10 protein-coding genes and 1 tRNA gene are annotated in these 14,745 nt (G+C 69.7%); 4 read left to right on the plus strand and 7 right to left on the minus strand.

Annotated features, from left to right (window positions below; all coding sequences use genetic code 11):
- Positions 1-20 precede the first annotated feature (20 nt).
- The 6 genes from SACGLDRAFT_RS00470 to SACGLDRAFT_RS00495 all read right to left on the minus strand — a co-directional run bounded on the left by SACGLDRAFT_RS00470 (position 21) and on the right by SACGLDRAFT_RS00495 (position 10,079).
- Positions 21-2,360, minus strand: coding sequence for a glycosyltransferase family 4 protein (locus SACGLDRAFT_RS00470; RefSeq protein WP_005460825.1), 2,340 nt, complete (start codon positions 2,358-2,360; stop codon positions 21-23).
- Positions 2,361-2,370: 10 nt separating this feature from the next.
- Complete coding sequence (locus SACGLDRAFT_RS00475; RefSeq protein WP_005460826.1) at positions 2,371-3,531, minus strand: hypothetical protein; 1,161 nt, start codon at positions 3,529-3,531, stop codon at positions 2,371-2,373.
- A gap of 21 nt (positions 3,532-3,552) precedes the next feature.
- Positions 3,553-4,836: an alginate O-acetyltransferase AlgX-related protein gene (locus SACGLDRAFT_RS00480; RefSeq protein WP_005460827.1), complete on the minus strand. Its 1,284-nt coding sequence runs from the start codon at positions 4,834-4,836 to the stop codon at positions 3,553-3,555.
- Positions 4,833-7,583 (minus strand): glycosyltransferase, encoded by a 2,751-nt coding sequence (locus SACGLDRAFT_RS00485; RefSeq protein ID WP_005460828.1) that lies wholly within the window; start codon positions 7,581-7,583, stop codon positions 4,833-4,835. Before SACGLDRAFT_RS00485 ends, SACGLDRAFT_RS00480 begins: the two co-directional genes overlap by 4 nt.
- The gene (locus SACGLDRAFT_RS00490) at positions 7,576-8,796 is read right to left on the minus strand and encodes a hypothetical protein (RefSeq protein WP_005460829.1); all 1,221 of its coding nucleotides are present in this window, start codon (positions 8,794-8,796) and stop codon (positions 7,576-7,578) included. Before SACGLDRAFT_RS00490 ends, SACGLDRAFT_RS00485 begins: the two co-directional genes overlap by 8 nt.
- Positions 8,797-8,945: 149 nt before the next feature.
- Positions 8,946-10,079 (minus strand): hypothetical protein, encoded by a 1,134-nt coding sequence (locus SACGLDRAFT_RS00495; RefSeq protein ID WP_005460830.1) that lies wholly within the window; start codon positions 10,077-10,079, stop codon positions 8,946-8,948.
- An 81-nt stretch (positions 10,080-10,160) separates the two neighbouring features.
- Here SACGLDRAFT_RS00495 and msrA point away from each other — a divergent pair, with 81 nt between their 5' ends.
- On the plus strand, positions 10,161-10,820 hold the full coding sequence (gene msrA, locus SACGLDRAFT_RS00500) for a peptide-methionine (S)-S-oxide reductase MsrA (protein ID WP_005460831.1): 660 nt from the start codon (positions 10,161-10,163) through the stop codon (positions 10,818-10,820).
- A gap of 98 nt (positions 10,821-10,918) precedes the next feature.
- On the opposite strand, the gene SACGLDRAFT_RS00505 is transcribed toward msrA, so the two are convergent.
- Positions 10,919-10,991 (minus strand) — tRNA-Gly (locus SACGLDRAFT_RS00505).
- 176 nt (positions 10,992-11,167) lie between these two features.
- On the opposite strand from SACGLDRAFT_RS00505, the gene SACGLDRAFT_RS21455 reads away from it, so the two are divergent.
- From SACGLDRAFT_RS21455 to SACGLDRAFT_RS00520, 3 genes are all read left to right on the plus strand, one after another.
- A complete protein-coding gene (locus tag SACGLDRAFT_RS21455; protein WP_005460833.1) occupies positions 11,168-12,739 on the plus strand; it encodes a sigma-70 family RNA polymerase sigma factor in 1,572 nt (523 codons plus the stop codon).
- Positions 12,740-12,795: 56 nt separating this feature from the next.
- Positions 12,796-13,236 carry a hypothetical protein gene (locus SACGLDRAFT_RS00515; RefSeq protein WP_005460835.1) on the plus strand — a complete coding sequence of 147 codons (441 nt, stop codon included), beginning with the start codon at positions 12,796-12,798 and terminating at the stop codon, positions 13,234-13,236.
- Positions 13,237-13,442: 206 nt separating this feature from the next.
- Positions 13,443-14,723, plus strand: a complete 1,281-nt coding sequence (locus tag SACGLDRAFT_RS00520; protein ID WP_005460837.1) for a GAF domain-containing sensor histidine kinase — start codon at positions 13,443-13,445, stop codon at positions 14,721-14,723.
- Positions 14,724-14,745: the final 22 nt, after the last annotated feature.

Raw genomic sequence — 14,745 nt, forward strand, 5'->3', positions numbered from 1 at the left:
GGGACTTCCGGCCTTCGGGGTCAGAGGCCGATCTCGCGCAGTCGCTCGGCCATCGCGGCGCCGACCGCTTCCGGACCGCAGACGGCGCGAACGGCTTCTGCCCCACGCGCCCCCATCGTGCGTCGCAGCGTTGGGCTCTCGGCGAGTCGGCGCAGCCAGCGGGCGGCCTGGTCGACGTCCGGTTCCGCCCAGAGCTGGCCCGGTCGGTACCAGTACCCGAAGTCCGCGCCGAAGCGGTGGTCGTCCTCGGTGATGGGGCGGACGTCGTAGCCCACGACGGCCGCCGCTCCCGGCGGCATGAAGTCGACGTTGCCGCCGTAGCCCGTGGCGATCACCGGCTTGCCCATCGCCATCGCCTCGGCCATGCCGAGTCCGAAACCCTCCGAGCGGTGCAGCGAGACGTAGACGTCGCAGGTGGCCAGAAGGCAGTCCATGTCCTCCCTGGTGAGGTCCCGCCCGATCAACGTGCCGTTGACACTCGCCACCGCCTGCGCCAGCTCCGCGGACAGCTCGGGGAAACGGTGGAGGTCCACCGCCTTGATGACCAGGTGCGCCGAGGTTCCCCACTCGTCCGGTCGGAACGCCCGCCGGAAGGCCTCGATCACCGCCCACGGATTCTTGCGGGCGTCGCTGGACGAGGCGCTGAAGGTGAAGAGCACGACGAGTCCGTCGTCGGGAAGACCGAACTTCGCGCGATCGCCCCGGACGTCCGGGCGCTGCGGCACCACGTTGGGGATCACGGTGATGGGTACGTCGATCGCGGTTCGGAAGGCGTCGGCGACGAACGAGGACACGACCCACAGTTCGTCCACACGCGACAGCTGATCCGACACGAAGGTCGGGGCCTCGGGAAGCTCCCACGCCCACAGCGCGATCGTGTACCGGTCGAGGGCGTGCTCGGGCACCAGGTGGAACTCGTTCACGTTGACCAGCCACAGGTCCACCGGGTGGTCCTTGCCCCGACGAAGCTCGGTGAGCTCGCGCGGTGGGGTCAGTGAGCGGTTGGGCGCCCTGGTGTTGAACTCGGTGAACGTCACGTCGACACCGGCGGCCACCAGCGCCAGCGTGTGTCGTCGGGCCGCCTCGGCCAGCCCCGTGGTGGCTCGGGGGTCGGCGAACACGTTGACGCCCGGCCGCGGCGGGACCACGGCGGGAGCCTTGTCCAGCTCCGCGCCGATGGCTTCGAGGGCCTTTCGGTACGCCTCGGCGACCACCGGCCACGACGCGTTTTCCCGGACGTAGTCACGTGCCTTGCGACCGGCCTCGCGGGCTTCCTCCGGCCAGCACATGACCCGTTCCAGCAGGGTGGAGAGGGTTTCGGCTTCCTCGGCGGGGTCGGTGGGCACGAGCCAGCAGAACTCGGGGTCGAAATGCCGGTGCTGCGGGAGGTCGCTGGTGATGACGACCTTGCCCGCACCGAACGCCCGCATCATCACCGCGCTGGTCTCACCGGCCGTCGGCCAGCGCAGGTTGAGCACGACGTCGGTGGCGGTGATCAGCTCCTCGAACTCGTCCTTGTTCGGAGCCAACGAGAAGTGCACCGAATCGGAAAGCCCGCGCTCCTCGATCAGCTGTCGGACCTCGGCCACGACGTCCGAGGCGTCGCCGTGTCCCGCGATCAGCAGCCGGGCCTGGGGCCACCGACTCCTGATGTCGGCGAAGGCCAGCACCGCCACGGTCGTCCGCTTGATGCGGTTGAACCCGCCGAATATGCCGAACACGACGTGCTCGTCGTTCCAGCCGAGCCGCTCGCGGGTCTCGGCCCGGCCGGTGTCCTCCCGGATGGGCGCACCGGACGGCACGGTGTGGACCGGGAGACCGGGGTAGCGGTCGCGCAGCCAGTTCGCGGCGTACGGGTCGTGGACGAGCACGCCCCGGCTGGCCGACACCAGTCGCCGCTCCATGGTCATCGTGCGGTCGAGATGCTTGACGCCGTCCACTTCCAGGGCGGGCCAGCCGTTCAACAGCGCCGGGTCCTGCGGATCTCCCCAGATCGGGCCGTGCGCGTATCGGAGTTCCTCACGAAACTCCTCGGTTTCGAGCCCGCCGAAGTAGCCGATGTGGAAGTCGAGGAGCGAGGTGTCGTGCAGCACCACCACACCGGGCGTGGTGAGTGCTCTGCGGTAGAGCCACGAGTGGCCCCCGGCGTGGTTGCCCATGTGGTAGGTGTGCAGGACACCGTCCGGGGCCTCGTCGTCCGGACCTACCACGGCAACGCCGGGTGGCACCTGGGCTTTCTCCGGGTCCCTGCCGACCGCCGTCACGTCGACGATGCGCGACAGCTCTTCGAGCAACTCGTAGCTGTAGTCGGCGATGCCGCTGCGTTCGGGCGGAAGTGGGGTCCACATCCGGTGCTTCATGGTCTGTCGCTCACCGCCACGCGATCATCGTGTAACGGCCGGTCTGCGCCGACATCGGGTCCGCCTTTCGGAGTTCCGACCGCGCGAAGCCCGCCGCCTCGACGAGGAACCGCAGGAAGTCGGCGTGTACCGGGCGTACGGCGAACGGGTCGAGGTGGAAGTCGGACGCGTCCTCGCCGTCCCCCGCCGACGTCTCGACGATCAGGACGCCACCGGGTTGCAAGGCGGTCGCGGCGAGCTCCACGAACCGAGCCAGCACCGTCGGCTGGACGCGCTCGGCGTACCGGAACGCCGTGACCGCACCCAGCGTGCGCGGGGCGGTGTTCGCGAGCGCGTCGAGGGCGTCACCCTCCTCGACCGCGAGCCCCAGCCGTTCGAGGTGGTCGCGGAGCGCGCGGTTGTCGGACGCGGCCCGGTAGGGCAGTTCGGCGTCGCGGACGACCATCAGCCACTCGCCCCGCGCGGGCGCCATGTCGAACACGGGGCCCGTGGCTCCCGCGTCCCCGGCCGAGGTGAGCACGGGGAGGTATTCCCGCCTGGCGGCCCGGACCCGGTCGACGGGACCGTCGAGCAGTTCGGCCACGGCGAGTTCGAGGAACGACTCCCGGCCCGGAACCCGGTCGGTGACCTCGGGAGCCGGTGGTTTCGGCAGCGCCGCGCGGACCTCGTCGAGGAACAACTCGAACCGCGCATTCCGCACCCGGTCGTGCCGCGCGGCCTCGGTGAGAGCCTCCACCTGCTGTTCCAACGCCTTCAGGCGCTGTTCGACGCCATCGTTTCGCTCGGCCGACTCGGCGAGCCGCAACTGCAGGTCGCCGAGCTGGGACTGCACCCTCCCCACCGAGGAGTACAGCCGCTGGTTCAGTCCGGCCATGATGTTCTGGTCCTGCTGGTGGAGCGTCGCCACCTCGTGCCGTAACTGGTCGGTGGTCACCAGGTCACCGCGTTCGGTCAACCGGTCGAGTTCGGACCGGAAGGACCGGTCCGTCTCGGCCAGACCTTCGAGCGCCTCCCGCACGGCGAGGTTGGTCTCGATCTGCCACTTGACCTGGCGCCGCCACAAGAAACGCATGACCAGCCTGCCCAGCAGGTCGGTTCGGCGCAGCGGCAGGTGCAGTTCCTGGTGTCGGGTGAGACGGGCCAGCGCTTGCGCTATCCGTGTGTCAGGCATCGTTCTTCCATCGGTTTCGGCTCATCCCGACAGCTTGTCGAGGATGTTGGACAGGGCCGGATCGTTGATCAGCGCGGTTCCGCCCCGGACCAGTGAGCGTTCGGCGATCTCCACCACGACGACGTCCTTGTCGGCGAGCATGTCGGCCACGGCGGCGCCACCGTCGTCGGCCGCGGTCCCGTGGTGCAACACGGTCATGTTTCCGAACGTCGCCGCCAGGTACGGCAGGGCCCGGATGGTGAAGGAGTCGCCGAGCAGTCCGACGCTGAGCCCGTAGGTGCCGGGGCCCGAAGCGGTGTTCAGCTTCAGCGGCGTCCGATACTCCGTGGGCGGCTCCCACGTCTGGTCGGTCTCCCCGTCCGGCGCGATGGCGTAGTCGCGGCCCACGGTCTTGCCGCTTCGGCCGAGCAGCGGCGGAATGTCGGCCGGAACGCTCCAGCTCGGGCCGGGGGTGATCCGCCAGGTCTCGGAGATGCCGGGGCGCAGGTACTCGGCCACCGTCCGGGCCATGAGCACGCCGCCCTCGTCGGACCAGTGGGCGTCCTGCGGGCCGTAGACCGGCTCGCCGAGTTGCTGCCCCCAGGCTCGCAGCCCGTCCCGGAGGTCGATGACGTAGTCCTCACCGGCCATGAGCCGCCAGAACTCGTCCACCATCCGCTGGTGGCATTCCTTGCCCACGTACCGGTCGGGCAGGTGTTCGGGCACGACCGTCGCCTTGTCGGGAGCGACGACCACGACGAACTTGCGTCCGGTCGCCTCCACCCCGGCGCGGAACTTGCGGAGCTGGGTCACGGTCTCGGTGAGGGACTGCACCTGCTCGCAGTGGCTGGCGATCTCCTCGCCGAGGTAGAGCCAGCCGTCCTTGCCCTCGATCGCCGTGGGGTACTGGACCTCGGTGGGCTGCGACGGTCCCGACTGTATGGGAACGCCGCCCTGACGGTTGGCCCCGAAGGGTGCGGGCTCCCCGAACAGGGTGCGACTCACCGCGTCGGCAGCGTGGATCGCCTCCTCGCGGAGCACCAGGTGGTCCGTCGCCCACGAGGCTAGGTCGGTGAAGAAGGCCCACCCGTCCCCGAGACTCGGGAACGGTGCCAGCGCACGGTTCTCGAACTCGGTCGGCCGTGCCCCGAGTGTGAAGGCGATCAGGGGCGTCGTGAAGAACACCACCGCGCACACGAGCGCGACCGTCTGGCGTCGAGCGTGGCGGGGGCGGTGCAGTGAGTGCTCACGCGGAAGCCAGGCCTCGTGGACGGCCGGGAGCCGGGACTGCTGTCGCGGGTTCGGCGGTCGGTCGTACGGTCTCATCGTGCCCACTCGTCCGGGTCGGTACGTCGCTTGCGTTCCAGCGCGTCGATCCGAGCCTCCAGCCGTGCGACACGGCGGTTCCACTTCGCCTCCACCGCGTCGAGGCGATGCTCGTGCGCCTCGGAATCCCGGTCGATCCGACGGGCAAGGGCCGCCAGCGTCTCCCTGGTGCCGTCGGTGATCCTTCCGAGGATCTTGCGCTGATGCTCGTCGTGGTGGTCCAGAGCGCGGTTGACGAGTTTGCGCAAGGCCGGGGCGAACGGCAGCCGGTGAGGCGCGGCCGGGTCGGGCTTCCAGTGCAGGGCCTCTCGTGCCTCGTCCAGGGGCGCGAGGGCGGTGGGCGTACCCTCCGCGTCGGTACCGTGGCGCCGCCGTGCTCGCCAGGTGTCGTAGGCGGCCCGCAACTCGGTACGCATCCACTCCGTGGCCGCCGCCATCGACCGGGTACGCAGGATGTGTTCCCGTGCGGCCTTGCCCCGGCGACGTGCCTCGGCGGGATCGTCGGCGACCGCCCGCATGGCCGCCGCGGCGGCGTCGAGGTCGGGATCGGCCCAGACACCGTCCTTCTGGTATGGCTCCCAGCCCGGTCCGACCTCCGTCCGCCCGTAGGGGATCGGCCAGCCGACGGTCGCGTCGAAGAACTCGGTGGTGCCCCCGTAGTCGGTGGCGATGACCGGCATGCCCCGCACCATCGCCTCGGCGACGGTCAGTCCGAACCCTTCGCTGCGGTGGAGCGAGACGTAGGCGTCGCTGTTCGCGTAGAGCGCGTCGAGCTCGGCGACGCTGAGATAGCGGTCGAGCAGTTCGATCCGAGGATCGTCGCCGATGACGTGGCGCAGGCGTTCCTCGGCCGAGGTGTGCAGGTGCCCGTTCGTGGCCTTGATCGTCAGCCGCACGTCGTCGCGATCGCCGAACGCGCGCCGGAATGCCTCCACCACTCCCCAGGGGTTCTTGCGCTGCCCGGTGCTGTTGAAGTCGAAGGCGAACAGGAACCGGACGGCCTCGCCGGGACGGCGGTCGGGCCGGGGCTTCTCGCCGGGGTCGAGCACCGGCACGGGAATCACCTTCACCGGCACCGGGGAGTGCGGCGCGATGGCCCGCGCGCAGAACTCGCTGACCGTCCATACCTCGTCGACGAGGGCGAATCCCTCGTGCAGATGGTCGGGGAAGTCCTCCAGCTCCCAGGCCCACAGGCCGATCCGGTACCGCTCGTGCCCGACCTCGGGGTGGGTGTCGAGCAGCAGTTCGGTGTAGTCGGCGTTCACGGCCAGGATGCTCACCGGGAACCGTGGCGTGCCCACCGTGTCCGGCTCGTCCAGGGCGGTACGCACCGTCCGGGAGAGGGAGTGCTCCTCGACCACGGAGACGACCGGTACGCCCGACTCCTGCACGGCACGGTGGATGACCCTGCCCATCTCACCGAGCCCCAACTCGGCCGTGAGGTATCCGGCGACGTTGACGCCGAACTCGTCGACCGGTGGCGAGGGGGCCGCCGGCTCGCGCGGCAGCGCCCACTCCGGCAGCAGGCCCTCGTCGAGGCCGTGGGTGCGACACCACTGTCGGAACGCCGCGCCGTGCGTGTGGTAGGGGCGCGGGAACACGGCCTGCAGGTCCACCCGGTCGGCCCAGACCCGCATCGCCAGCCGGTTCAGACCGGCGGCGCGTTCCAGCGGGGAGTCCGGGGAGGCCAGCCAGCGCCGGAACTCGGCGCCGTGGTCGTCGCCGAACGGGTGCGGCGGGATTTCCTTCGGTGGACGGCCGAGCGGGTCGTCGGCGAGTTCGGGGGCAGTGGCGTCGAGCCACGAGGTGTGGAACAACCGGCGCATCGGCTCGGTGAGCGGCGAGCCGTCGGGCAGCTCGGCGAATCCGTATTCGGTGTCGGCCACCGCGTCCTCGGGCGTTTCGCGGTAGCCCGCCTCCAACAGCTTGCCCCGGTGGGCCTCGCACAGCTCGCGCAGCGTGCTCTCCCGCGAAAGCCGCACCCGTGGCCGCCGGCAGTGAGTGGTGAACAGCCAGGGCTGCTCGGGGCGGTAGCCGGTGAAGTGCACGAGTCGCAGCGGGGTGTCCGCGGCGGTGAGCGTGCCGTCGTCGCGGCGGCTCAGCGGTCGTTCGTGCAGGTTCCAGTACCCGACGCCGAGGCCGGGGTCCCGCAGCACCGTGTGCGGGAACAACGCCGGGACCAGGTCCGGCACCGGTGTCCGTTCGTCGGACGCGTCGCGCACGGCTCGGTCGAACCAGAAGTCGAGGAAGGAGCGGCCGGAACGCCCGACCGCGAGACAACCACTGTCGAAAGTAGACGCCAGGGTGTCGGGTTCCCGGCCGTCGCGAGGAAGAGGCTCCAGCAGCCGGGGGACGAGGACGACGCCGTGCTCGGCACCGAGTCGTACGACGTCGGTCAGCGGGGCCAGTACCTCGGCTTCGGAGGCCAGGTACACCGCCACCTCGACGTCCGCCAGCAGTCGCCGCAGGAGCAGCGGGACGACCACGTCGACGAGTTCGGACTCCGGAAAGCACGTGGCCAGCCGCAGGTACTCGTCCTCGTCGACGTCGAGTTCCCGGTACCCGACGAGACGGTAGCCGTCCAGTGCCTCGGTGACCTCGGCTCGGTCCGCGACGAGGACGACGAAGTCCCGGCCGGGATGGTGCTCGACGTACGACCGCGCCAGCACGCGTGCCGTCGGAAGATGTCGCTGCGTGACGACCGTGCACGCGGCTGCCTGCGGCAACCGGGTACGGGCATCAGTCATCGGCCGGCAGCGCTTGCAGCTGTGTGGCGACGATCTCCTCGAAGCTCGGACCGACTTCGGAGAGTTGCGGCGCCGAGACCTGAACTCGCACGACCGTCTTGCCGTGCGCGTAGTGCGCGCGTGCCGCGGCCGGGTAGTTCTTGGTCTTGTCGATCTGGGTGCCCTGGACGCCGTCCGGAAGCGTTCCGTCGTACGGGTCCATGCCGTTCTTCTCCTGCAGCGCGACGAGTTCGTCGACCGCGGTCTTGGCGGCTCCCGTCGACGAGGTCTCCATGGTCAGGACCACGGCCTCCGCCCCGGAGGGGAGCTTGGCGACGACCATCCGCGCCTTGCCCGCGCCTGCCTCCTCGTAGGCCTTGTTCTCGTCGTCGGTGAGCAGCTTGTTGGCCACCACGTCGTCGAACGTGGTGATGTCCGTGCGCTCGGTGGCCGTACCGGGAAGCTGCGCGATCTCCAGGTCGTCCTTGGGACGGGTCGGTGAAGGGGGTGCGGCGGACGTCTGCGAGGGCTGCGGCTGGTTCCCCCCGTCGTCGGAGCCGTTGAAGAACAACAGCCAACTGCCGACGCCGATCGCGGCGATCAGCACCACGACGGCGACGATGACGAACACCTTCTTGCCCCCGCCGGAGGCCGTGTCGAACGTCTCCGGACCCTGGCCGGCCCCGTCCTGGTGCGCGGTGGAAGGCAGCGGCGGAAGTTCCGAACCACCCCACGGCGGGCTCTGGTCGGCCTCGGGGGCGTTCCAGGGCTGCGCCGGCTGCGGCATGCCGCCCGCCGGCGAGACGGGACCCTGCTGCGGGAATCCGCCCGCGGGCGAGGCCATGCCGGGCTGCGGGAATCCGCCCGCCGGCGAGGCCATGCCGGGCTGCTGCGGGTACTGCTGCTGCGGCGGCTGTTGTTGCTGCCCCTGCCAGGGCGAGACCACCTGGGTGGCCTCGGCGCCGGCGAGGTTGGTCTGACCACCCTGCTGCGGTGTGCCCTGCGGCGGGCTGAGCGGCGCGATGACCTGGGTGGAGTTGGCGTCCGCGTTCTGCCCCTGCTGCTGGTTCTGCTGCGGTTGCTGAGCCTGTTCCTGCGGTGCTGCGGCGGGGTTGTCGCCGTGGTTCACCGCCGACGACAGCACCTGGTCACGGCGAACCCGGTAGTCGTCTGCGGAGAGTCGACCGGACGCCAGTTCTTCGTCCAGCTTGCGCAACTCTTCCTGCCAGGACACCGTGGGGCCCCCCTAACCTCGAAACGGACTCCGACACGTGCCGGTCAGCAACGGCGACGCTCGAACTGGACCTATTCTCCACGTCACAGACCGGATACGGTGGTGAGGGTCGAATCGTGATCCGACTGCGATCTCCTAAAACCGGGGTCTCAGCGGACGGGCAAAACCTTCTTCACCGGCTCCATCGCGCGCCGCAGTCGGTCGGGGAGTGTGCCGTCCCGGCCTTCGGGAGGTTGCGTGACCACGAGGGCCACCGCGTACTCGTTCGAGGAGTACCAGGCTCCGCTCACCTCGATGTCCTCGAACATCCCGCTCGCCGTGCGTATCGGGCCCTCGCTGTGCTCGGTCTTCGTGGCCAACGTGGTCTGGTAGAGGTGGTCGGCCACGGCCTCCGCCTCCTCCGGGCTTCCGGCTCGTAGGACCAGCAGCAGGTAGCTGGTGGAGCCGTCCAGGGAGCCCCTGACGATGACCTCCGTGACGCCGTGCGCGGTGAAGTACTCGGCCGTCTCGCCGGAGTACAGCTTGAGTTTCTCGCCGTGGGCGACCGACATCGTGGAGTTGTTGGGGCTCTGCTCTCCGGGCAGGGCGGGAAGTCGGTCGGCGAGTTGAGGCGGCGTGGGCGCCATGTTGTCGGCGGCCACACCCGCGACCGCCGACGCGGGCTCCGAACGATCCTGGCCCAGCCACCAGGCACCACCGATCACGCCGCCGAGCGCGAGGAACACCGCGCCGGAGATCGCGACCCAGGTCAGTGCCGTCCGCCGCGGGGGCTCGTCGTCCGACGTGCCCTCCGGGGCGCCCACGGGTGTGGGGCGGGAGCGTCCGGGGAAGTGGATCAGCTCCGTCGGTCGTTCGTCGGCGGGGCTGGGGGCCGTGGTGGGTTTGGTGGTGGCCAGCAGCGCCGCCGCGCTCGGCCTCGGCCGTGACGTCGCCGACGACGCGGCCGACGTGGTCGAGGAGGAAGCGGAAGCGGCCTCGGTGTTCGGGGTGTCCGACGCCTGCGCGGGGTTGGTGGTCCGCCAGCCGGACTCCTCGCCGCTCGGCTCGGTGCCGTGGTCGGTGGAGCCCGTCGTGGGGTTCTCCGGGGCCGGCTTCTCGGATGCCTTCCCGGCTGCCGAGGTGGTCGAATCGGGCGCGGATGCGGCGGGCGAGAACGACGACACCAGAGGCGCCCCGGACACCTCGGCGAGGATGTCCTCACGGCGGCGGCGGTGCTCGCTGCTGCTGATGGTGCCCGCTGCCAGCTCGGCGTCGAGGCGACGCAGTTCTTCCTGCCAAGACATCGGCAACCCCCTAGCCTCTGCGGCTGCTACACCTTAATTCGCCACCCGTTCGCGTGACATTCTGGCGGTAGAATCGACGGCATGGTGCTGTTCGGTCGAGACAAGACGCGGTTGGTGTCCCCGGAGGAGGCCCTGCCGGGGCGGGCGGAGGCGCTCGCGACGCCCGATTTCCACGCGGTGTTCCCCGAACGGCGCATCAAACCGCCGTTTCCCGAGGGCATGAGCACGGCGGTCTTCGGCCTCGGTTGCTTCTGGGGCGCCGAACGGCTGTTCTGGCAGACGTCGGGCGTGTACTCCACGGCCGTCGGGTACGCGGGTGGTTACACGCCCAACCCGACCTACGAGGAGGTCTGCACGGGCCGTACCGGACACGCCGAAGTGGTGTTGGTCGTGTTCGACCCCGCGCAGGTGTCGTACGAGTCGTTGCTGAAGGTGTTCTGGGAGGGGCACGACCCCACGCAGGGCATGCGGCAGGGCAACGACATCGGGACGCAGTACCGGTCGGCCGTCTACTACGTCGACGATCGGCAGCGGGAGCTCGCCGAGGCGTCGCGCGAGTCGTTCCAGAAGGCGTTGAAGGCGGCGGGCCACGGCGAGATCACCACGGAGTTCGCCCCGCTGCGCGAGTTCTACTACGCCGAGGACTACCACCAGCAGTACCTGTACAAGGTGCCCAACGGCTACTGCGGTCTGGGCGGTACGGGCGTGTCCTGCCCGGTGGGAGTCGTCTCGGCCGAGTAATTCGGTGAGGGCGCCCCGGCCGTCGGGTCGGCGGCGCCGGTTTGCCAACACGCGAAAAGGGCGGGGCCTTGTCGGCCACCGCCCTTTTCGCGTGTCGGAGCGGACGACGGGACTCGAACCCGCGACCCTCACCTTGGCAAGGTGATGCGCTACCAACTGCGCTACGTCCGCGTGCTCCGGGCTTTCCAACCCGTGCGAACAACAGTGTATACCCACCCGTTTCGTCATCTGACAGCGGGTCGTTCGGTCACGCTCTGAAAAACGACGGATGCAGGGGGCCGCGTGACTCCGTATGGTGTTCAAAGTTCAACCGAAAGGGCTACGGCCCGGAGGGGGGTGCCTGGTTGATGTCGAACGATTCGGTCCCCGAGTCCGATCAGCCGGGCCTCGTCGAGCGCATCCGGCGCGGGGACGACGCCGCCTTCAGCGAGCTCTTCCAGGAGCACGAGACCGCCGTACGCGGGTTGGCGCGCCGGTTGGTGGCTGATCCTTCCGACGCCGAGGACGTCACGGCCGAGACGTTCTTCCGTGTCTTCCAGGCCATCCGCAGGGGGAGCGGCCCGAGGGAGAACGTGCGGGCCTACCTGTTGACCGTGGCGCGGCGGGTGTCGTGGGAATGGCAGGCGGCGCGTCGCGAGGTTCCCGTGACGGACGAGGAGCTCATGGCGCGGACGGGGACGCACGGTGATTCGCAGAACCGCACGGCCGAGTCGGCCCTGATCACGCGCGCGTTCACCAGCCTGCCCGAGCGGTGGCGGACGGTGTTGTGGCACACGGAGGTGGAGGGGGAGCAGCCCGCCGTCATCGCCCCGTACTTCGGGCTCAGCGCGAACGCCACCGCCGCGTTGGCCCGCCGCGCGAGGATCGGGTTGCGGGCTGCGTACCTGCAGGCCCACCTGGCCACCGATCGGTCCTCGTCGGGGTGCCGACGGGTGGTGCGCAAGCTCGGCGGTTACACGGCGGGCAGCGTGACGGGAGTCGAGGCGCGCAGGATCAGGAACCATCTGAGCGCGTGTTCGTCGTGCCGGTCGACGCACGACGAGTTGCTGCGGGTCTCGTCGTCGTTGCGAGCGCACGCGAGCGTGCTTCTCGTCCTGGTGCCGCTCTCGGGGCTCGCCCTGGTCGGTTCCAAGGTGTACGCCGGGGCGGGAGTGGCCGCCGCCGCGGGTGGCTCGGCCACCATGAGCGGTGTCGCGGCGGGCGGCGGAGCGGGGGCCGGGGTGGCGACCGCCACGGCCCTCACCGGGAGCAAGCTCGGACTCACCTTCGCGTCGGCGGCGGCGGTCATGGGAATGTCCAGCGCTCCGATGCTCGACGACCTGGCCGGCCGACACGCGGAGGCCTACCTGTCCGGGGACGGTGCGGTGATGTTGTCGAGCACCGCGGCCACCGCGCGGTCGTTCGACGGTTCCGCGGCGGCCGTCGACCACGTCGCGGAGGGCCGGGACGACACCGACTCGGCCACCTCGGGCGCCGAGACCGAGGACGATCTGCCCGGCCCCACCGAATTCACCCTTCCGGCCGAGACGTTCGGGGCCGAGAGTTCCTCGGTCCTTCCCGTGGAGTCGGCCGAGGGCGGCACGGTGTCGTTGCCGCCCTCCCCCTCGCGTGGTTCCGAGTCCGGGGACGAGACGCGAGACAGTTCCAATGGCAGACCTCGCGACGACACGGGTTCCCGGCCGACGGAGAGTGCCGGGACGGGTTCTCGGCCGATCGAGGGTTCGACGACCAAGTCGCCCTCGAAAACGGAGTCACGCCCGAACGACGGGGCGGACTCGCGGTCGGACCTCACGGGGCCGCCGCCGTGGGCCGGGCCGAGGAGCGACTCCTCACCGCTCGCCGATGCCGAGGACGAGCGAGCCGGGACTTGGGGAGCGGTGAGCCCATTCGGGGAGGACACGGACTTCCCGAGTTCGTGACGATCACGGTAACGTTGCGGTGACGATCTGCATGGACCGGGCTAGCGGAGGAAACGATGAACCGGCTTGTCCAGGGGTCTGACGGCCGGGACTGGGTCATCCGTGCGCACATGGAGTGGCGCAAACCCGCCACCGCCGACGACTTCGAGCACGACGTCGCCGCCAACCCCGCTCCCGGCATCGCGTTGATGGGCGTGGCGGTCGCGCTGGGGGTCGTCCTGCTCGTGTGGATGCCCGAGGATGTCGTGGTGCCCGAGTGGGTGCCGCTCGCACTGTTGTTGGTGGCCCTGTTCTTCCCGCTTCGGTGGGTACTGCGCAGGCCGTGGACCGTGGTGGCCGAGACGGAGGGCGACGCCACGGGGGAGAAACCGTCCGAACGATGGGTCGGCACGGTCGTCGGCATCTTCAACGTCAGGGGCGAGGTCGCGCGGATCGCCAAGTCCATCCACAAACACGACCTGCCCGACTTCGACGGGCCACTGCATCCGGTCGAGTAACGGCGTTCGAGCATCCCGAGGCCGGGAGCGCGCGTCCTTTCCTCGGGCGGTGGCGAGCCACGCGCGGACCGCCGGCTGTCCCGCTGGTTGAAGTAACCGTTTCGCGCAGGGGCGTGACTCTTAGTGTTCACGATGAGCAGTGGGTAGCTGATCGAGAACGGAAGGTACTCGGTCAGATCTTGCACGTCACCGTGTGAACGCAGAGCATGGACGCTGTGTCAAGTGTGTTGACCACGCAAACCGTCGTGGCCTTCGGACTGGGGGCTTGTCTCGTCGGGCTGGTCGCCGTTCTCATCGCCGTCATCAGACGCCGCAATGCGGGCGGAGCCGTCGACGAGGCCGTCCTCGACGCCGTTCGGTTCATGTCGGATTCGCAAGTCGAACTGCGGCGGGGCCTGGACCAGGACGCCGCGGACAAGATCACCTCTCGGCTGCTGCGGCTGTTGAGGTGTGTCGCGATCGGGATCACCGACCGCGAGGGTGCGTTGTTGTCGTGGGACGGGGAGGCCAACGACCACTACGTCGACCTGGTCGACCCCATCGGCGTGGCGATCCGGAAGAAGCGGAACGAGATCGTCTCGCACAACAAGGTCCCGTGCAACCACAAGGGCACGTGCCGGATGCGTACCGCCGTGATCGTGCCGCTCCTCGTCGAGGAGGAGGTCGAGGCCGTCCTCATCGTCGTGGGCCGCACGCGCGGCAGGCACATCGTGAAGATGGCGGACGTGGCCGCGAGGATCGTCACGAACCCCTTGGAGGCCGCGCGCCTGGAGAAGGCTCGCCACGAACTCCAGCAAGCGGAGATCAAGGCACTACGGGCGCAAATCTCCCCGCACTTCGTCTACAACGCGCTCAACACCATCTCGTCGCTGATCCGGACCGATCCGGAGGAGGCGCGGGAGTTGTTGCAGGATTTCGCCGACTTCACGCGCTACTGCTTCCGGGTGGAGGGCACCTACACCACGCTGTCGGACGAGCTGCGCAACATCGACCGCTACCTGACCATCGAGGGGGCGCGCTACGGCAGCCGACTCAACGTCCGGCTCAAGATCGCCCCCGAGGTGCAGTCGGTGGTGGTGCCGTTCCTGCTGATCCAGCCGTTGGTCGAGAACGCCGTGAAGCACGGCATCTCGAAAAAGCCGAGCGGCGGCACGATCACGGTGGTGGCTCAGGACATCGGCAACGAGGCCGAGATCAGTGTCGAGGACGACGGCGTGGGCATGGACCCCGCGCTGTTGGAGGACATGCGCAACTCCCGAGGCAGTGCGCACATCGGTCTCGCCGGCATCAACCACCGGATGAAGCAGGTGTACCAGGACCGGTACTCGCTCATGGTGGAGACGGCGGTCGGCGCGGGCATGAAGGTCACCATGCGGGTGCCGAAATTCGTCAAGGCCGTGCGCCCCGACATGCCGGGGTACGGGGAGTCCGCTCCCACCCGTCGGGCCTCCTCCTCGTCGCGATCCGGGGCCGCGCTCGGCTCCTGATCGACTGTCTGCCGCGGCCGTC

It is taken from the genome of Saccharomonospora glauca K62, from assembly GCF_000243395.2.
In the GTDB taxonomy this organism is placed as follows: domain Bacteria; phylum Actinomycetota; class Actinomycetes; order Mycobacteriales; family Pseudonocardiaceae; genus Saccharomonospora; species Saccharomonospora glauca.